Source organism: Pedobacter sp. V48 (genome assembly GCF_000523515.1).
GTDB lineage: Bacteria > Bacteroidota > Bacteroidia > Sphingobacteriales > Sphingobacteriaceae > Pedobacter.
In genome coordinates this window covers 21,025-40,031 of the sequence record NZ_AWRU01000023.1, presented here as the reverse complement: position 1 = coordinate 40,031, position 19,007 = coordinate 21,025, and the positions used below count along the sequence as shown (strand labels likewise).

16 protein-coding genes are annotated in these 19,007 nt (G+C 39.7%); 5 read left to right on the top strand and 11 right to left on the bottom strand.

The genetic code is table 11. The features are described 5' to 3' along the window. Positions 1-721: 721 nt before the first annotated feature. The 3 genes from N824_RS17740 to N824_RS17730 form a co-directional block, all read right to left on the bottom strand. Positions 722-2,089: a DUF4236 domain-containing protein gene (locus N824_RS17740; RefSeq protein ID WP_048906497.1), complete on the bottom strand. Its 1,368-nt coding sequence runs from the start codon at positions 2,087-2,089 to the stop codon at positions 722-724. Between the two features lie 707 nt (positions 2,090-2,796). Next, positions 2,797-3,462 carry a response regulator gene (locus tag N824_RS17735; RefSeq protein ID WP_048906496.1) on the bottom strand — a complete coding sequence of 222 codons (666 nt, stop codon included), beginning with the start codon at positions 3,460-3,462 and terminating at the stop codon, positions 2,797-2,799. 11 nt (positions 3,463-3,473) lie between these two features. Beyond that, positions 3,474-5,141 carry an ATP-binding protein gene (locus N824_RS17730; protein ID WP_235207185.1) on the bottom strand — a complete coding sequence of 556 codons (1,668 nt, stop codon included), beginning with the start codon at positions 5,139-5,141 and terminating at the stop codon, positions 3,474-3,476. Between the two features lie 600 nt (positions 5,142-5,741). Here N824_RS17730 and N824_RS17725 point away from each other — a divergent pair. Both N824_RS17725 and N824_RS17720 read left to right on the top strand, forming a co-directional pair. Then, the gene (locus tag N824_RS17725; protein WP_048906495.1) at positions 5,742-6,578 is read left to right on the top strand and encodes a hypothetical protein; all 837 of its coding nucleotides are present in this window, start codon (positions 5,742-5,744) and stop codon (positions 6,576-6,578) included. Between the two features lie 231 nt (positions 6,579-6,809). Then, the gene (locus N824_RS17720) at positions 6,810-7,034 is read left to right on the top strand and encodes a hypothetical protein (protein ID WP_152542364.1); all 225 of its coding nucleotides are present in this window, start codon (positions 6,810-6,812) and stop codon (positions 7,032-7,034) included. A 9-nt stretch (positions 7,035-7,043) separates the two neighbouring features. On the opposite strand, the gene N824_RS17715 is transcribed toward N824_RS17720, so the two are convergent. Further along, on the bottom strand, positions 7,044-7,310 hold the full coding sequence (locus tag N824_RS17715; protein ID WP_152542362.1) for a hypothetical protein: 267 nt from the start codon (positions 7,308-7,310) through the stop codon (positions 7,044-7,046). A gap of 429 nt (positions 7,311-7,739) precedes the next feature. Between N824_RS17715 and N824_RS17705 the strand changes: the two genes are divergently transcribed. Beyond that, positions 7,740-8,060: a hypothetical protein gene (locus tag N824_RS17705; RefSeq protein ID WP_048906491.1), complete on the top strand. Its 321-nt coding sequence runs from the start codon at positions 7,740-7,742 to the stop codon at positions 8,058-8,060. Between the two features lie 7 nt (positions 8,061-8,067). Then, positions 8,068-8,661, top strand: a complete 594-nt coding sequence (locus tag N824_RS17700) for a TetR/AcrR family transcriptional regulator (RefSeq protein WP_048906490.1) — start codon at positions 8,068-8,070, stop codon at positions 8,659-8,661. Positions 8,662-9,184: 523 nt separating this feature from the next. On the opposite strand, the gene N824_RS17695 is transcribed toward N824_RS17700, so the two are convergent. From N824_RS17695 to N824_RS33180, 7 genes are all read right to left on the bottom strand, one after another. Next, the gene (locus N824_RS17695; RefSeq protein WP_235207183.1) at positions 9,185-9,724 is read right to left on the bottom strand and encodes a thermonuclease family protein; all 540 of its coding nucleotides are present in this window, start codon (positions 9,722-9,724) and stop codon (positions 9,185-9,187) included. Positions 9,725-9,915: 191 nt separating this feature from the next. Next, the gene (locus tag N824_RS17690; RefSeq protein ID WP_048906488.1) at positions 9,916-10,827 is read right to left on the bottom strand and encodes a hypothetical protein; all 912 of its coding nucleotides are present in this window, start codon (positions 10,825-10,827) and stop codon (positions 9,916-9,918) included. A gap of 3 nt (positions 10,828-10,830) precedes the next feature. Further along, positions 10,831-12,099 carry an ABC transporter permease gene (locus N824_RS17685; RefSeq protein ID WP_048906487.1) on the bottom strand — a complete coding sequence of 423 codons (1,269 nt, stop codon included), beginning with the start codon at positions 12,097-12,099 and terminating at the stop codon, positions 10,831-10,833. A gap of 5 nt (positions 12,100-12,104) precedes the next feature. Continuing rightward, positions 12,105-12,503, bottom strand: coding sequence for a hypothetical protein (locus N824_RS17680; protein ID WP_048906486.1), 399 nt, complete (start codon positions 12,501-12,503; stop codon positions 12,105-12,107). A gap of 226 nt (positions 12,504-12,729) precedes the next feature. Beyond that, the gene (locus tag N824_RS17675; RefSeq protein ID WP_048906485.1) at positions 12,730-13,794 is read right to left on the bottom strand and encodes a type I restriction endonuclease; all 1,065 of its coding nucleotides are present in this window, start codon (positions 13,792-13,794) and stop codon (positions 12,730-12,732) included. 434 nt (positions 13,795-14,228) lie between these two features. Then, positions 14,229-15,575, bottom strand: coding sequence for a hypothetical protein (locus N824_RS17670; RefSeq protein ID WP_048906484.1), 1,347 nt, complete (start codon positions 15,573-15,575; stop codon positions 14,229-14,231). A gap of 13 nt (positions 15,576-15,588) precedes the next feature. Next, a complete protein-coding gene (locus tag N824_RS33180; RefSeq protein ID WP_048906483.1) occupies positions 15,589-16,080 on the bottom strand; it encodes a hypothetical protein in 492 nt (163 codons plus the stop codon). 456 nt (positions 16,081-16,536) lie between these two features. Between N824_RS33180 and N824_RS17660 the strand changes: the two genes are divergently transcribed. After that, positions 16,537-18,393, top strand: a complete 1,857-nt coding sequence (locus N824_RS17660) for a six-hairpin glycosidase-like protein (RefSeq protein WP_235207182.1) — start codon at positions 16,537-16,539, stop codon at positions 18,391-18,393. Positions 18,394-19,007 lie beyond the last annotated feature (614 nt).

Below are 19,007 nucleotides of genomic sequence, written 5' to 3'. Positions count from 1 at the left end.
GGAACTGGATATGTGCTTGGCTTTATTTCGGATGATGAAATGGTCCTAAGTGTTTAATCATTTGGACCGAATAACATGATCAAAAAAATATAAATTATTAGCGGATAACCAAAGAACAATTTTCTTAATTGATGGTCTGGTGGCATTGTTGACGGTATTTTTGTTGTTTGTAATATTGGGTAAATTCAATGAATATTTTGGAATGCCTAAAACAATATTGATCTGCCTTTGAGCATAGCAATTTGTTTTTGTACGTATTCCATTGCTTGTTTTTTATTTTTAAAAGAAGGTTTTCCAACATTTATTAAAACGATTGGCATTGCAAATTTTCTTTATCGTGTGTTAACAACCGGGCTTTTGCTTAGCTATCAGGGGATAAATTCATCAAGAATTTTCTAATAAAATAATCTTTTCATTTTTTATTATAAACCTCTCTAATAATAGCTAAAATCACTTTTAAGTGTTCTAATGGACTCAATGATACCCCGACAAGCGGGAACCTTAAAGAAAAGTCACATGGTTGCTGTACAAAGATCAGTCCTTTTTTATGTGCGCTATGCATGCCATATACCTACAAGGTGCAAGTCCCGTGCGAACCTGCCAACAGGAATCGTTAGCTTAAGGCAAGGTTGTAGGGGGCACCCCTAAATCTAAAGGAATGATAAACTAGATCACTAAGAAATTTTTGCTCATATATTTTGCATATCTGGGAGATCGGTGTTTAAGTTATCGTCATTTTCGTTTGCAATACGCCGATTGCTGACAGAAATGCTGCGAAGCCATCCATTGCTCCCTGCTTGGAGGTCGTGATCACTTCATAGATGCCCGTGTCCGAGGTTAGGGTGTATTGTGAATATGCGCAGATCGGTAGCCTCCGGTTACTGTTGAATCGACGATCGGGACCACCGCTTTTATTAACGTAACGCCAGGTATGATCAACCACTTGCGCGTCCCGAGGTACGATTTGATCTTCTATAAACCGGGTGATGTGACCGCTGATTTTTAAGTTTTTATAAAATACTGCAGCGAAGGTGTTGCCGCGCTTTATCAGCAGTCTTTCGGGCAGAAAGTAAAATGCCAGGTTGTTTAACTTAATGCAGGGTATGGATACATTCGTTTGAAAATAGGGTAGAGGTGCCTGGTTGGAAGAAACCTGTCTGATTGGTGACCTTTTAATGAGTTGACCGGCGCCTGCATTGCGTTTGAAATCGCTGACCTGATGTGTTTGAAGATATTGCCATACTCTTGATGAGCTGGCAAATGCCGCAAAATGTATATTGAATTGGTTGTATACTTCCTGAAACTTTTCATCCATGTTGTAATGTAGTTCCATAGAAAACCGTTCCCTGTCCTTTTTTTTGAGCCAAATGATTAATACAGTAAATCCGGGGATGCATAGCGCAAATATATAGCCTGCATAGGGATTGGCCAGTATGACTTGATCCTGAATAACTGGCTCGTGCGTGACATGCTCGACTGCAGCGAAGCGCCGGCTGATGTAGCCGATATTATCGGCCAACTGGACCTTCAGCCATTTTTGATCGGTAGAATCTACTAAGGGAAAGGTCTGTCCATAATCTGCTGAACGCAATATTGTAGATTTTGCATTCGGAGACTGCCTTACATTCACACCGATGGTTGAGGTGATATTTACTAGCAAACTGTCGGTCGCTGGTTGCAAGGTCACAGGTTTGGAGTCAAATGAGGTAAAAGCCATCACAGCAATAAATGCGATCAATGGATATATTCCAAACCAATTGACATAAGAATACTGGCCCGCTTTTTCCGTAAGCTCGGCAATGAAGGCTGTCGAGTCACTGTCGCTAAGTTGTTCAATCTCGGCAGACATAATGTTGTGGCCTGTGGGTTCGGAGCGTAAAGAGGAATAGGGCAGAGGCTCATTAGCAGGAGCATTGGTATTTATTTTTTTGCGATAACTGATGCCGTTGGCGCTTAAATTAACATAGGTTCCCCGTGGACCAACATTGATGCGTGCTCCTTTAACGCCTACGGAGTAACTGACGCCAGTTTTTGAGAAATTAATCCGGAACGGCCCGGAGCCAAATGATTTACGATATGACCAGCCCATAATAAAAATGTGTTGAGGTTAATTTTTGTTTAGATTTCCTTGTTATCATGGATAACCTGTCGATGTTAACCATGAAGGTTTCAGGCGTATAGAAGTACAGCTACTTTTCCCAGGTACATAAGGTTTTTCCGGCTTTTTCAGCCTCTGCCTGAGTGGTTTTGATTATTTTATAGGTACAGCGACTGAATCCCCGGCAATCTTTGCGGTAATGGTATTTCTTGATATTTGGTGCCTTACAGACGTAGACGGTGGTTGGTTTCGGTTTTTGAATAACCAGTATTAAGAGCAATAGACATATAAATTTCATCGTTTGATTGTTTTATAACTCAAAATTACCACATGAATATCGGTTATTTTTACGGGAAACCGTACAGAGAGCAGTAAGGAGAATATATCCTTACTGCTGGAAAATTTACTGGGTGTGACAGCTTGGCGAACAGGTTAGACATCCATTAGCTGTTGAGTAGCTCTTCCTGGCTTCACTTACCGCATCCCTGCAATTAGAAAAGCTGCCCAGATACATTCGATTTTCGATGGTGGGCAGATACCGGCAGGTTTCCTCATGCACCTCGTGATCTCCGTTGCTTTGAGCAAGTTTGTTGACGTAATAATTCATGATGTATAAATTAATTTATGATTACTTCAAATGTAACTGACCGTCTCAGGAGTTTTTTACGGGAACACGTAGCTGTGGCAAGTGTCAATCGTCAGATAATCTTGCGGTCTTTACAATAGGCAATAAGTTGCGTGTTCGTGGTGAAATCGCAGGCTTCCTTAATTAAATTAAGACGCTTTTCGACACTGCTCAGACTGGATGCTTTTGCACCCCGCTGCTCTAAATATGCCGGGATGTCCTTTAGCTTTGTGCCCAGGGCAAGTTGAGAGATGATCATCGTGTCAAATTCATCGAAATCATAGCTGTTCTTCTTTCGAACCGCATTTCGAAATTCCAGCGGTACATATTTCTTGTGGTCTGCGATCATTAAGATGGCACTGTTTAATTCAATAGCGTCATGACGGCCTTTACACACATAACCATCGATAGTGAACCGGTCAAAAAGCTCCCGGATCACATCGGGATTGGATTCTGCTGAAAAGACAAGGACCTTAAGATCCGGCTGCAGGCTTTTGGCTTCTTTAATTAGTTGGCTGCCATCGGTAATTGCCTGTTGTTGGCCGTCATCGGTAAACGAAAGGTCGGTGATCAGCAGTTCAAAAGGCTTGTTCTCCTGGTTACTGCGTTTTAACCTGGAGACTGCGTCATCACAGTAATATACATATTGAAATTCTGAAATGCCTAAATTCTTCAAGGTTTGTTCGACAGTGAGCTTGATGCTCTGATGGTCTTCGGCGATAAGTACTTTATTAAACATAGATTAGGTGTTTATGCAAGGGGAAAAGTGATGTTGATCTCAAGGCCTTTCCCGGTATTGGTAACAAAGGTAAGCTCGCCGTCAATCGCTTTAATACGGTTTCCCGTATTCACCAGGCCATTGTTAAAAACGGTACTTTTTTGCATGCCAACCCCATCGTCGATATAGCTGATCAAACAACGGTTTGACTGTTTTTCAAACCGGATGACAACATCGGTCGCCTGACTGTGTTTTCGCATATTGACCATGAGTTCCTGGATAATATATTTAATCTCGGTCTTTACTGCGGCAGGCACTTTTAGCCACAGTTCGTGGCTGTTGCCGACAAGGATGACCCTGGTTGTGTCTGTGGCAAATGACTTTATCAGCACGGATAATTTCAACTCAAAATTTTCATTGTCATCAACAATATCGTAGGACAGGTCACGGGCCCGTTGATAGACATCATCCAGATTATCCATCAGCCAGTCAGGATCTTGTTCGGAACCGTATTGAACCGTTTTCATAATCCTGTACAAATCATTGGCCAGCGTGTCATGTACTTTCTTGGAGGCTTTGCGCTGGTTTTCCAGGATAGCTTCCTGTTTTTCCTGTTCAGTTCGCTTTTTTCGTATTTTATACCAACGCACCGCCAGAAAGAGGATCAACAGAAAGAGACCAAGCATGCCATAAAAACGGATGCGTTCCTGGATCAGTTCATATCGCTTTTCTGAATTTTCCTTTTGTAATTTTAAATTATCGGCCTTGCTCTTTTCAGTATGATAGCGGATCAGCGCGAATTGATTTTTTGCTGCATTTCTTGCTGTTTGCAGGCTGTCGTTTAGCTGTTCATACTGGATGAAGTACCCTTTTGCTTTTTCTGCCGGGCTTAACCTGATTAGTTTTTTCAGGGCATCCAATTTCGCATCAGGAAGATTCAGTTGGCGGGCAATCAGATACATTTTGTTTGCAAAATACAGACCCGAGTCAGGCTTGGACTTACTATAATAGTCTGCTAAATGTGTATAACTAGAATTCTGGCCACGAAGGTCTTTTGCGATTTGTCGTATCTGCAAAGCTTTAAATAACTCGGGCCCCGCGTTGTAACTGGGATTTTGTAGCCATTTTGTGCTGGCCATATTGTTGAGCAAACGGGCGTACTCCTTTCCTTCACGTTTCGTTTGCCCGAGTACCTGCTGGTAAAAGCGTAGTGCTTGTTTGTAATCTCCTTTCGAGCGAAAAGCATTCGCCTTATTGTTTAAGAAAATCAACCGGTAGGCTTCCTCGTCAGAAAATTTAATTGCCAGATCAAAATAGTCAACAGCACTGTCAAAATTTTCAAGTTTTGAACTGGTCATTCCGAGCTCATTGTAATCAGAGGCGAGACAATAACGATGTTCTTTTTTTTGTTCGTCCAGATAGGTTAGCGAAGTGGTCAGGCTTTCCTGGGCGCCATAGTAGTCTCCGGCATCCGATTGAATGGACGCCATGTAGTTGTAAGCCATTGCGGCCTCCAGGCTGTCTTTCGAACCGGTCGCCACTCTGTCAAAATAAGAGAATGCTGAATCAATTTTATGCTGGTGTAGAAATGCTTCTGCTTTCTTAAAGTCAGTGGATTCCGATAGCGGAGCAGGAATGTCTGGCTTCTGACAGCCAAACAAGCAGAATAGGGCTATTATCGAAATGAATTCTTTTTTCAACGCTAATTTTTTGACTTAAAGATAATAAATCAAACAGTAGTGGCTGAAATAAAAAAATAAGGCAAGAGTAATCTTGCCTTATAGTTAATGGACATACCTATGGTTTAGGTGGCTTTGGTGGAACGTGTCCATCGTCGCCGTCGGCAGGTGGATCGCCGTATGTGGTCACTGTGCCATTGGTATTGCCGTTGTTATTATTGTTGTTGTGCGCAGGGCATGCGAATGCCAGAAAGAGCGCGAAAAATAGCTCAAACATTTTCTAAAAAATTAAAGTGAATAAATCCTGCAGCTACCCGGAGACTATCTCCGGGCGACACTGCAAACCGCGTAAGAGGCGCCTCTCACATTTTTTTTGGAAAGTGCTGAGCATTGTTCGCGGAAGCCGGTAACCGCTTCCCAGACCAGCTATCAACCGCCGCGTCCTTTGCTCAGGTGAAACCGTTCGAATCGATTTCTGAAGCAAATGTATAGCAGTCTAAAGGCCCTTCTGGCAGCCGATTCCAGTATTTCCAGTCGTTCCACTGGAATTCCAGTACGGTTCCAGTTTTGCCACCGCGATTGCGAAAAATGTGTTAGATTTATCAGTAAATAATTTGAAAAATGTCTGAACGTGTGTACAAAGATTTGGTTCTTCAAGATTTTGACCGCAAGCTGGCGGCCAACCAATTGCGGCCAGAATTAGTCTCGCCAACTCGTCGCAGTCTGAAAGCGCATTGCGTTAAAATTTGCACAGAGCGGTTCGATCCAAAGGATGAATTATTGTTGCAATCCTTTTTTGGTGAGAAGGAGAATCAGGGGGCTTATATTAAAGCGATTGGAAATGGAACAGCAGATAAATTTCGGGCTTTGCATACTTTCTTATACGACAGGACAGTGAAGACTACCTTTAACAACATTTGCCTGCTGGCCTGGATGATTGATTTTGAACCCCGGCCATATCATCATGGTATGCAGCTCCCTGAACCGGAAGAAAGAAATATAGGTAGTTCCGGAAATGGAGAGCCACCAACCGGTGATAAAGAGAAACTCCTGGGGAAGAAAAAAATATCGAAACAGAAAATTGTAGGTTTTGCAATATTATTCGGGGGGATACTATTTGCAATATATTCGATCAATAAATTTAAAGTTGATGGTTTTACAGGAAATGAGCGATGCATGATTTGGAGCAATGATCATTACAGACCGGTCAATTGTGATGAAAAAAATATTAGTGAAACGATCTATCCGATAGACAGGGATTTGATTACTAACTTTAAAAAAATTACGCGCCCGGATACGCTCACTTTATACTCTGTCAAGAAAGTTTGGTATATCAACACGAGTGGCAGGGTTGAATTTTATACCGCTTCTGGTCTTTATCCTCTAGACACTGCCAGACGCTTGCTACCAATGACGGATCATATCCTTAAGAAGTACGTGTATCACATTACGGATTGATGTGTTATGTCATGACGAGTAGTTCGACCTGGAATTGCTCGTCGTTTTTTGGTGATCATACTGAAATGGAGATTTAACTGGTAATATTTGCAGGAAATAAATCTCCTGTCTCATATACCAACAAGTAACAATGTCTACTGCCAGGTCCCAAAACTTTTCTGAATTGAAATGGTTGTCGAATTTTTTAATGTAAGACAAGCAGATATAAAGCCGTTTTTATACCTTCGCGCCATGAGCAAAGGATACCTAACAGCAGAAGATTACGAAGCAGCATTTCACGGGATAGAATTACCACAAGGGCCAATTGAATTAGGTCAAGGTGCAACAGTTCCTGATGTACATGTATTCCTGGATAAACAGATAACAATACTTCGTACTGGAACACATGAACGCGTAAAGGAGCCGGTCCGATGGAGGCTGGATAGGTTGTTGGAAATTATTGAGGAAAGTAAATAGCCTTAAGTCTCATATCCATTCAATCCATCCTGCGTCTCGCAATCTGTCCAATATTGCGTCGCTATCATCACCAACATAACGTTCCTGATGTATACTCTTATCGGTAGGTTTAACCCAATGTACGATCGATTTACCCATCGCATGATGAATGCTTCCAATGAAGTAATAAAGGTTGTTTTCAGGTGTAATGTAAATGTGAATACCATTCAAGCTACCACTGACCTGGCTGATCAGCACCTCTCTTTCCTCATCACCATAAGCCGCTTTAAACTTCATTGATTTCATTCAATAAAATTGCTAATATTTTTAGCAATAATTTGAATTAAGCATATCTCGATCACGAAAAAGCAAAGATTCAATTATAAATTTAATAAATGAATAAATTAGAACAAATGTTCTAATTCTATAATTTTCTTTTATCTTTGATTCATATTGTAACTTATATAATATGAAAACTGAGAAACAAAGCTGGTTAAAACGTACTTGCCATTATCTAAGAAATACGATCGCTCCGTTAGATACGGGGGATTCTAAATTTGTGAGGTTTCAAAAGAATTTAGGTTTTGGGGTTTTTCTGGCACTACTGATATGCGGCACATTGGCAATTTTAGTCGCAGCTTCTTTCATGCACTAGTATTCAACGTTTTTGACCGGCTCTTCATTTGCTACTGGTTATGCTGGTTCTTTATCCGATTTTGTAGGGATGTGAACTACCATACAGGCTGGTTAAATAATTGGTTAACAGACTTTGTTTTTGTTCCTGCTGTGGTACACTTTTCATTAGTTTTAGGGAACATGTTAGTAGGCAGTACTCAGTTGAGGAAATATTCATTGTTGCAAATTTTAGGCTTTTCGCTTTACACGTCGGTGATATTTGAAGGTATTTTGCCACATCTTACGAATTATAATGTTGGGGATTGGGGTGATGTAATCGCTTACTTTTCCGGAGGATTTTTTTATTATTATCTTCATCAGAATTGGTCAATTAAAAATATGGAAATTCGTCACATCGAAATAAAGAATTAGTGCTTTAATGGATACAAAAGAGAAAATATTAGACGCAGCCATTCTATTGTACAATAGTAAAGGGATTAACATGACTACCCGTCATATTGCTGCACATATCGATATAAGTCCAGGAAATCTGCACTATCATTTTAAACATACAGATGATATTGTACTGGAACTTTATAACCGTCTTGCCAGTGAATTTGATCACCTCATAAAAGACTTTGAGCAATCTGGGTTCGTTGACCAGAAAAGCTTAAAGAGTTTTTATTTTCAATCATTTAGCATTGGATATAAGTATCGATTTATTCTGTTGAATTTTGTTGAGATTGGTAAAAGGGTTCCTTCTATTCAGCTTGCTTATCGCGAATTGGTGAAAAGAAGGAAAGCAGAGTTTGGTTTTATCTTTCGAAAATTGGTCTCAACAGGATATTTTCGATCTGATCTTCCTGATGAAATATGGGAGTCACTTGGAACAAGCTTTTTTATACTTGGAGATTTTTGGCTTTCCCATAACGAACTTATTGATAAATTTGACGAGCAGGAAGCTGCTCAGGCATATTCGAAATTAATGGAATATACCATGCTACCTTTTTTGTCTGATCCGAATAGGAATTAAGTTCTAACAAATGAAGAAACGGAATTATTTAAGCTTTAAATTTTTCCAATTTTTTTAAATAAAAATTAGTTTTTAGGCGCCATTTTAGTATCGTCAATGGTACTGTTTGATTAGTGAACAGATAGCTATTAGACTATGATGATAGTATTTCTGAAAAATATTTTGACGTGACTGGGCTAGGTGAACAAACTAGAAACGAAGATTCTCTGTAGGTTTTATCACTTTCTTTTGCAACCTATCTTTTGTATATGCGGTCGTAACCTGCAGTGATGCATGTCGGTTTTCTCCATGATAGAATAAAAACCAGCGCCATCTTCCAAATCGTAATGATTGGAGCTGTGTTTTAATGCATAGAATTTTAGATGTTTAGTCAGTCCATACGTTACTCTAAAATACCTGTACTTTTGCCCTAAACATTGATCGGAAGCTTGATCGTTTGCCAAATATATAATACTCTCCAGGAGCTTCTTTTACCAACATCCTAAATAGGTGGAACATTTCTTCATTTAGTGTGAATACAGCTTTATCTAATTAAAGCGTTTCTAAATTTTGGTTTTCGCCATTGCCAGGGTGGGATAGGGTTGGGGTCTTTCCATAGCCCTATTTTATTTTTCCTTGCTTGCAGCTCTAAACTGGCATAGATAGGATCAGTAGAATATTTTTTGAAATGCCATGCCATCCCTTGTCTGATCATTTCTTGATTGACAATCTGTTTTTTATTATTCCTAACAGTCGCAATCAACCTGTGGTATCGATCGTATTTCTCTCCGTAAACCACTACATCTTGTCCAAAACATAAATCAGATAAGGCCTTTTTTGAATTACTGCCAAAAGGCTGGGAGCCTCTTTTCTCAGGACAATCAATATGTGCCAAACGAACTTTGACTGGAGTATTTTTATACAGTACTTCCATAGTGTCCCCATCTATAATTCGAATAACTTTGGCAGTGAAAGTTTCGTTTTTTAAGTTTACGCTGTCCTGTTGGTTGTTCCATTTCCAAACAGCAAGCATATTTGCATGCAGAATAAACATAACCGCTATCAATCTTCCCGCCCACATCATGATTTTTCTGTTCCTTCCACTGTTGTTCCCATATTTTTTATTGGTAATTGATTTATCCCCGGTAATTCAACCTATAATGAAATTTTTTTGCTCCCACTATGATCTATGTAACCGATTTTGAGGTTGCGAAGTTAATAGTAGTAATTAAGAAAAGCAGAGGTAAAAATAATTTCATCATAAGAGAGGGCAACTTATTGAGTGATATATTTTTGAATAATTGGATCTATGTTGGAAGGCAGATCAGCCGAAATGGGAGGTATGATAGGTCCCTTTACTTTCATGCTTTTAAGCCAGGTGATCCAATATTCATTAATCACATCTCCTTCAAATGGATTTCCTTTTGCCGGATTAATACCCAGTACCACAACCTCTAGATTGTTCAGGTTATCATTTGCTTTTACAAAGCCATACCCTTTGTCTAGGATCAGTCCTTTATATTTGGATGTATTAAGTTGTAAGGATTTTACCAGCTCTGGAGTAAGGTATGAACTCTTGTTTTCTTCCCTGAATTTTGAATCTTGATGAAACATGTAGCCATCTGTTAAAATAAATAGAATATTTCTGTGATTGGGTTTGATGCAGTAGTCGCTGACTTTATTCTTGAAAAACCCCCATATATCTGATCCGATATAACTTTTAGCTTCAATGGCAAGATTGTAAATCTCCTTTGAGGCCGAACTGTATTCCGCTGATATTTTTTGAATATTTTCTTTTGTAGTGTTGTCTTTTGTGAAGGATAATTTTAAATTTTTAGCCAAATCATTGATTTTGGAGTTTAATGGCTCTGGCTCAAAATACACCTGGATCTGATCATTGTCTTGCCTAATGGGCTTTGACCTTAAATGTTTTTCGAACCCCTTACTAATTGATTCAATATATCCTAGATCTCGTTTATAAAACTCCATAGAAGGATTGGCATTCTTCTTCGGGTCTATCCTGTCGGAAAGGTCTAACAAAATGCTAATATTCAAATTTTGATGTTTATTGGGTTCTTGTTTGGTAGCCGAAACGCCTTTAGTCTTGTTATTATCATTTTGACAACCATATCCTGTAACAAGAAACATGGTTGTGAATGAAATTAAAAGGAATATTTTTGTTTTCATGGCTCAGGATATTTTGGAATAAACAACATTTTGCGAATCGGGATTTATCAAATTAAGTCGTCGAAGGTGCTCAGATGAAACATTTTCGCACTGTTCTAAAAGTTCGGTTTGGTTTCGCTGCGCCATTGCGATCTCAGAACTTACCGCCTGAAACCACCCTTCTTTATATTGATTGTGATACAAAAGATATTCTTTGAGATTGATTACAATTCCATCAACTACCGCTTGTAACTCTTCGATTTTTCCGCTTATTTCTACGGTTCTTTTCCTTAAGGTGTTAATTTCTTCGATGATCTCGTTTTTAGTGATTTCAAGTCGTTTTATTTCTTCCAATTGGGTTCTGATATGGCCTTTGATCTTATCCAGGTTTTCATGCTCTTTCATGGTAAGGTCAAATACCAGCCCCCAAATGATATACACCACAAATCCGGCGAAAATAATCATCCAGAATTCGGCTTCCCCTAATGCTATTTTAAGGTTATAGGGCAACGAATCGGGGGTTTTATTGAAATCATAAATTTTCTTTTCAATCTGATAGGCCAAAAGACCGTCAAATAAAAAGGTCACAATGAATAAGGCGATCATCCTGAGAACATTCTTAATGCCTTTGCCTTTTTGTACCATATGAATAATGAAGCCAAGTCCCAAAAAGACCGATGGTATGGTGAAGACTAAAACCCCTTCTAGCCAACCTGCTTCTAATGCATGATTGAAGGCTTGTGCATCGAAAATTGCCGCCGTTAGACTATCGTCGGAAAAACTTTTAAAGAAAGCGGAGTAACTAGCTGAGATATAAAAGACAAATAGGTACAAGGTAATGGGAACCAATAAAAATAGTCCTATATAAAATTGTGCTTTTGGTCGTTTGGTTGAGTCTACACCATATTTCTGTGGGTTATGGTTTACATCTTCTACCTCATGTTTTATTGTATTTATTTTTTCTATAATCTGTTGTTTTTTTTCTTCAAAAATAGAAATGGCCGCGTCAGTATTTTTCAATTCACTCTGCTTCCTGATTTTCTCATCAATATATGGCTGTTTCAATTTTTTTTGCTGGATCTCTTGATCTCTGCACTGTTGCTCAAAGCTCGTGTAAACATTTTCGAGGCAGGCTCTAAAATTTAACGGTGCACCCATAGCTTTTAACGCCGCGCCATAACCACTTTGATAATAAGTGATCCTTACGCTCTGTTCTTCTTGCTCTTCGTATACTGAAACAATGTTTTCAGGTTCTGCCGGCCTCTTAACGGCGAATAATTTTTTAATTTCCATAGCGGTTAATTTATTGAGTCAAGAACTTCCTGAAGCTGTTTTTCCTTTTTTGCACAGTCTATCAGGTAATCACATATCTCGGTGATATTTTCCTTTAAAAATTCGAATGTTCTACAGTATTTCTTGAGCAGGTTATACTCGTCTTCTGTCACTACTTTGTCTACCCAGATCATAATGGCAAGGTCATATAAAAACTCTATTCTCTTTTCAATAGAGCTTGGTACCTCCATCCGCTGTACAGGATTGGTTAGGATATTGTTAAGATGCTCAGTGTCAACGCCTCGTTCTTCTGCAAATTTGTAGAGCTGTTTCATCTCCAGTACATCAAAATTCTCGTCTGAGCAAGCGATTTGATAGAGCCTTAAAAAATGACTTTGCAATTCAGTGCTAATTGTGGCCTCCATATTGTCTTTGGTTTTATTGGTTTAAATGAACTTTAGAAATGATTGATTTTGATTTTTTAAACGTCTGATGTTGTGTTCTTTATCCGCGATGTATTGTCGCCTCATTAATTGCATTTACAGTCTTTTGAATATATCAAATGAGAGATTGCTCAATGCTGGATAATACCCGGCGCGGTAGCAATCCCTTCATTTTTTCGAGAGCTTATGGTGTGTTGTTGACGACGGTTTAGTAATTGTCTAATGTCTGATGCAGGTGGTTTCGATAATCATAGATTTCATCTAAGCTGTTTAGTTGTTTCTTTTCTCCCGCATCTTTACCGTTTTGAAATGTTTCCAGGTATTTATTGGTGGTATTAAAATGGAACCGGCAAATTGGTTTTCTGTTATTGTCGTCGAGCAAGACCCCGAAATAAGATTGTGTATCCCGGGATGCGATTCGATCTGAGGAGATCTTCTCTCGCAGAATCGCCTTTACGATTTGAAACGCTTCAGATTCTTCTTCTGTTGTGATAATTTTATTAGCCTCATTATTTTCATCAACAGAGATGGTCTTGGCATCTGTTTGTTTTTCAGCTTTCTCATTCATGTTCAATGCAGATTTTAGCCTGTCACTGATGGATTCGTTAATGGATACAGTTAATGCTTTTTTAGTATACTCTTTAAAAGCAATCATCCGATTTGCGGTCAGGGGTTTATCGAAGAACCTATTGACCAATAATTTGACCATTTCATCTGAGGGGTGATCTATCTCTTTTTCAAACTCTTTTCTGATGGCCTTAATGTATTTGAGGTCTTCAGCCGAGTCGAGGATGCTTTCTAAATTGTATCCGTTTTTGGTAAAGCTTTCGAGTATTTTTATGGAGCTATCTTTCAGGTCTTCTATATTGATGGTTAAGAAAGGCTTCTCATCCATAATATTGGGCTTTTCCAGATCAGCATAGAAATTGTAAATGGTTCCGTTTGTCAGCACCCCGAATTTCGCTTTGGAAACATGATAGTACCGGTGAAGCTGGGAGTTATGGGCATCGGCATTTTCTTTCCAGTGCTTGCATTCAAAGATGAGTATAGGCGCGTTGTTTTTTCGGATTACATAATCCACTTTTTCCCCCTTTTTTGTGCCGATGTCACAAATGTGCTCAGGAACAACTTCTGTCGGATTAAAAATATCATATCCTAAGATTTGTATAAAGGGCATGACAAATGCATTTTTTGTCGCTTCTTCGGTATTGATCTGATCTTTTAATCCAACTACTCTTTGGTGAAGTTGTTCTAGCTTTAGTTTGAGATCCATTTTGCCTGAAATTTTAATTGAGTTTGTTTCTCAAAAGTAAAGCGGCGTAGTTGCTAATTATTACGGGAAACCGTAAGCCCTGACATATTACAATATCATTGCTTGGGAATATCAAATGCTTCACAAGCTCGTCTTTAGTAACGAGGAGAAAAATGATTTGCATTTACTTATCAGGCATATCTAATCTTTACAACATTTGGCAGCTGATCTGAAGGCACTCAGCCCCAAATGAAAAGGTCACTTTTAGGTTTTTTACCACCTTTTGGCTATAAATCTGACTCTTGAGGAATAAGCCTAATAAAATGGCATTTCTACTAATGTTTAATGAAGAAAGCAAGCTAAAGAAATTACATTAGCAGCACAGCGGGGAAGAAATACCATCTATGAAATATACACTAAATCATTATGTTGCTAAACTGCTGTTGTGCGTAGTTTTAGTTTGTCAAATCTAATATCCATTTTATAAACTCAGTTGGCTCTACAATCGACCATGAATGCGGATGTCTGGTGCCGTCAACCCTAAAGCCTTTACCGATGGCAGGAATAAATTCTGCTTTTGTATTTCCGCTTTGCATTAAAAAATTGGTCATAGCTGAAAGATTGGCAGCATTCATATCATAATAGTCCCTGCTTTTGTTTTTGAGTTGCCAAACTATGTCCGGGTCACAATACAATCTTACGGGAACGTTAATCAGATATTTCGCATTGCCGCCATCGTCGCTGCTTCTTGTAAACGTCGAACCTTCCACATATTTTTCAGGAAACTCTTCTGGCGAACCGCCGTATTGTTTTTTAAATTCATTTACAATAAAATGGTCTTCTTGTAATGCCATTTTTTTACTTTCAGATAATTTATCACCTTCTTTTTCGTACTTAATAATTGCATTTTTTGCTCCGTTAAATAAATCTATCATATCTACCGGTGGATCTACACCAATAACAGCAAATGGTTTCAAATAAGTGAGATATTTTGCATTACGGGACATTTCTGTGTACTGCAGCGCGTTCATCCCCCCAAGTGAAAGTCCACTTAAAATAAATTTATCCTTCGGCGCATTATATTTCATTACAATGTCCTCCAAAACGGTGTCAAAAAAACGCTTTGCTGTTGTATCTGTATCTAACGTATTGTTGTAATTTGCACTTACTACCACCGACAGGATATTTTTATCGTATGCTTGCTGCATCATATTTTTATTGCAGCTAATTACATTTTCTGCCGTTTCGCCAGTAGATGGAAACAATACTAAAACGGCCTGAATTGTTTTCTGTGGAGGAAGTACATAATAAAAAAGGTTATCTTCTTTGCTTATGTTGCCATAAGTCTCCTCAGTGTTTTTAATGGCTACAGTTTGCTTTTTTAGTTTTGTTAAATATTTACCGTCTAAATTTAAAAAGTCACCATTTACAAAATTGCCAACGGTTTTGCCTCCATTATTGAAATAGGCTGCGCCTTTTCCGTTTAAAGCTCCGTCAATAAAAGTTCCTTCGAAACTGGCATATCCAATAATTTCAAATTTTCCGTTCCCATCAAATTTGCCTTGCTTCATTTCACCTTTGTAAGTAGCTGATAATTTATTGTCTCGAAACCATTGCAAAAAGCCTTTTCCTGATGCAAAATTATTTTTGCAATTACCATTCCAAATAAGGCTGTCTGCTGGGGTTGCTTCATCTAACCATATTTTGCAGTTGGCCTTATGCTCGTTCACAAACTGCCCGTTACTTTGGGCGAAGGAATTTGCTGAAAGTAATATTAAAAATCCCAAAAATAGTAATCTCATTCTTTATATCGTGTTAAGCATGTTTTCGTTGTAGTTGCCCTAATTTTAGTCTTTCGTTAGATGCGAACGAAGATTTCACCTCCATTGTCATCCTTGATAAATCCGAATCCCTTTTCACCTTGAAAATTTTACTGTACCGGATTTCATAATTGTTTGCAGCAACAATAGCTTTCAAACAAATAAACAACCACAGGGGCGTAAAAAAAATTGATTGGCTAATGCAAATATCAGGAAAAATATCATAATTTGGATCTGCTCTCTTTAAAGGGCAGACGATCTGTGAACAGTTTGGACCGAAATGGGTTGAATTTTTGGGATTGAATTTTTTTGGCCTAGAGACTTTCCCTCCAGCCGATTCGATCTTACTTGCTGCGTTTTTTACGCTATCTATATTATGGCCTGTAAGAAATACCTGGGCACCTGCAGCGGCAAGCGCGCTGGCAACTGCACCCCCAAGCGATCCACCAGCTCCGTATATGATTGCATTTTTATCTTTTAATAACATAATTCGATTCTTAATATTTCAAATTTAGTTTTAAAAATTCCTGTAAATGCGGTGTGGTTAGGACAATTAAAGGGAAATTTGTGCCATTCCTGAATTAAACCCTATTTGTTGCAACCAGAGTTCTGAGGCTAACCAAAATGGGGAAGAGATAAAATCTTAAAAGGCGAGGCAAATCTTTTGATTCAGGGTAAGGGTTTGGTTGCGGATTTAATTAACTTCGGTGCTCCCAGTGAACATACTATGAAACGATCCACGCTTAAATCTCAACGGAGAATAATCGCTTTAGTCAGAATGGCAATAGTTATTTTCATCGCGTTTATAGCGAGCTCGCCTGATCGGGCCATTTGCCAGGATCTCAGCCAGCAGAATGAAATTTTTTGGCGTACCAATATTTATCATGCAATTACTTGGGATCTTACCGCCGAAAAGCGTTTACCCCATGATGATAATTTAGAAATGTCGGGCTCGCTGGTTTCAGGAATCATCCGCTATAAGGTCAACAAGGCTAAACAGGTAGAGATTACAAGGGATGTGATCTTTCCTCAGCTCAGGAAATACACCAGGTCCAATGAATCAATGTATAGGGCCTATCTGCGATCTGAATATGGCGACGACATTTTACCTGTTATCACACTGGCGGAGAAAAAATATGAATCCGGCGTTTTAGACTCCGTTCGTATCAGTGGAAAGATTAGTTTTTATTTCAAGCCGCGGGACGGCATTCAATTGATCAGGTCTTTTTTCCCGTCAATGGACCAGCGGTGTTTCGTTGAAAAGTGGACGCTGATCAACACCGGCCCGCAAACGCAAACGCTGGCAATTGGAGCAACGCAATTGATTCAGGAGGAAGCGGGTTGGCACGGCCAGTATCACCGAAAGATCGTTTCTGACGCTCAGCCGGTAGTGTCTATCAAACCTGGCGAAAAATATAATTTTGGGATCTACTTCACTGCAAGACAGAATGATGAACCTGAGCCGGGAAGATCCTTGTCGGAAATTGAGCAGGGGCGGGACTTGTTTTTGGACAGCGTTTCTACTAATTTAGTGCTCAAATCGCCGGACCTGACAATTAATACTTTGTTTTCTTTTTCAAAGATCAGGGCGGCAGAGAGCATTTTTCGATCCAAGCTAGGCCTGGTACATTCTCCAGGCGGAGGTAATTACTATGTGGGCATCTGGGCTAATGATCAGGCCGAATACAGTGGTCCCTTCTTTTCTTACCTCGGCTATCAGAAAGGGATACAGGCTGCCATGAACACATATAGAATCTTTCAGGACAGTATTCCCGCCGACGGACGGAAAATGTGGGCATCTTTTGAATTAGATGTTACGTTTCCATTTGGAGCACATGATCGGGGAGATGCGGCAATGATTGCCTATGGAGCTACTCATTTTTTATTGGCTTCTGGTGATAGGGATAGAGCTGAAGAACTTTGGCCGTTGATCAACTGGTGCCTGGAATATAGCCTTAAACGGCTCACTGTTGACGGGATTGTTGCTTCCGAAAGTGATGAACTGGAAGGAAGGTTTCCAACAGGATCGGCAAACCTCTCCACCTCTTCCTTGTATTACGGTGCACTGATCCAGGCCGGCAGATTGGCAAAGGCAATGGGTAAGCCACGCTCGATGGTTAGTGACTATGAGACCCGCGCGCAACGTTTGTCCGGGGCCATCGAAAAATACTTCGGAGCAAAAATGGACGGCCTTGATACCTACAGATATTATAAAGAGAATACAACCTTAAGAAGCTGGATTTGCCTGCCACTTGCAGTTGGCATAAATCAACGTAAAAACGGCACTTTGGATGCGTTGTTTGGTAAACTATGGTCGACAAATGGAGTGTTGACTGAACTGAAGGAGAACGACAGCGCAGCGCCGGTATTCTGGGACAGGGGAACACTGTATGCTTTTCGCGGTGCATTTAAAGCCGGGGCGGCGGACAGGGCTCTTGAACGCCTTCGAGCTTATTCCAAAACGCGTCTGACGGGCTTTCGGGTTCCTTATGTGGTTGAAGCATGGCCGGAAAATGGGATGGCCCAGCTCTCTGCGGAAAGTGCGCTGTACTGCAGGATCTTTACAGAAGGTCTCCTTGGTCTGGAGCCAACGGGTTTCAATACCTTTCTTTTAAGACCAAATCTTCCATCTGAATGGAGTCATCTGGAACTTAATCATATGATGGCCTTTAATACCGCGATTGATATTCAGGTAAAGCGAAAAAATAATAAACTCCAGGTGACTGTTCTAAAACACGGCAAAATTGTTGCTGACCGATTGATAAAGAATAATACGGAAATCCTGGTGTCTGTTAAGTAAAGTCGGTAAGGTCATTATAAGGCGATACGGAATGCTTTCGCTTACAACAAGAGGAGTGGCCTGTAGGTATACAACAGAGATGGACCAAATTAATTAATGGAAATATTTTAGCGTTTTGCCAGGGCCTGGGTAGATCAGGGAAATATAGCAACAAATCAAATTCATCCTTGTTGACTGGTATAAAGGCAGGCCTTTTCCTCCTCCAGGCAGTCCGGTTTTTTTGGAGGGGTACTACCTACCTATACTATGCGTTCAGTCGAAATAAATTAGTTAATTTTTTAAAAATCCCGCCTGAANGYTRRGMTYGRAASANCRTMRKGWMKKRMMWNGARTNTRGRYSWNGRTKTCTTATCGTTACTGAAAATCACCTATGCGAATAGGGTCAGTAATCGTTTCGACGCGACGATGATCAGGATAACGCCGATCAGCACTTGATGGTATTGAACCCCGTGTTCAGTCAGGCAGTACCCTGCCCGACGACACTCACTGATGATCGTTATTGTTGTCGAGTACAAAGGGGGTTAAGAATTGCGGCTAAAGCGTACCCGCATTTCCCGATCAACGGTTCAGAGTTCCCGAAAGATCTATAAACTCATATCGTGTCCCGATATCCG

Excerpts from the sequence above, each read along its gene's own strand:
- N824_RS17740 (WP_048906497.1), bottom strand. The coding sequence starts at position 2,089 with ATGGGCTGGTCATATCGTAAATCATTTGGCTCCGGGCCGTTCCGGATT.
- N824_RS17735 (WP_048906496.1), bottom strand. The coding sequence starts at position 3,462 with ATGTTTAATAAAGTACTTATCGCCGAAGACCATCAGAGCATCAAGCTC.
- N824_RS17725 (WP_048906495.1), top strand. The coding sequence starts at position 5,742 with ATGTCTGAACGTGTGTACAAAGATTTGGTTCTTCAAGATTTTGACCGC.
- N824_RS17720 (WP_152542364.1), top strand. The coding sequence starts at position 6,810 with ATGAGCAAAGGATACCTAACAGCAGAAGATTACGAAGCAGCATTTCAC.
- N824_RS17715 (WP_152542362.1), bottom strand. The coding sequence starts at position 7,310 with ATGAAGTTTAAAGCGGCTTATGGTGATGAGGAAAGAGAGGTGCTGATC.
- N824_RS17700 (WP_048906490.1), top strand. The coding sequence starts at position 8,068 with ATGGATACAAAAGAGAAAATATTAGACGCAGCCATTCTATTGTACAAT.
- N824_RS17695 (WP_235207183.1), bottom strand. The coding sequence starts at position 9,724 with ATGATGTGGGCGGGAAGATTGATAGCGGTTATGTTTATTCTGCATGCA.
- N824_RS17690 (WP_048906488.1), bottom strand. The coding sequence starts at position 10,827 with ATGAAAACAAAAATATTCCTTTTAATTTCATTCACAACCATGTTTCTT.
- N824_RS17685 (WP_048906487.1), bottom strand. The coding sequence starts at position 12,099 with ATGGAAATTAAAAAATTATTCGCCGTTAAGAGGCCGGCAGAACCTGAA.
- N824_RS17680 (WP_048906486.1), bottom strand. The coding sequence starts at position 12,503 with ATGGAGGCCACAATTAGCACTGAATTGCAAAGTCATTTTTTAAGGCTC.
- N824_RS17675 (WP_048906485.1), bottom strand. The coding sequence starts at position 13,794 with ATGGATCTCAAACTAAAGCTAGAACAACTTCACCAAAGAGTAGTTGGA.
- N824_RS17670 (WP_048906484.1), bottom strand. The coding sequence starts at position 15,575 with ATGAGATTACTATTTTTGGGATTTTTAATATTACTTTCAGCAAATTCC.
- N824_RS33180 (WP_048906483.1), bottom strand. The coding sequence starts at position 16,080 with ATGTTATTAAAAGATAAAAATGCAATCATATACGGAGCTGGTGGATCG.
- N824_RS17660 (WP_235207182.1), top strand. The coding sequence starts at position 16,537 with ATGTCGGGCTCGCTGGTTTCAGGAATCATCCGCTATAAGGTCAACAAG.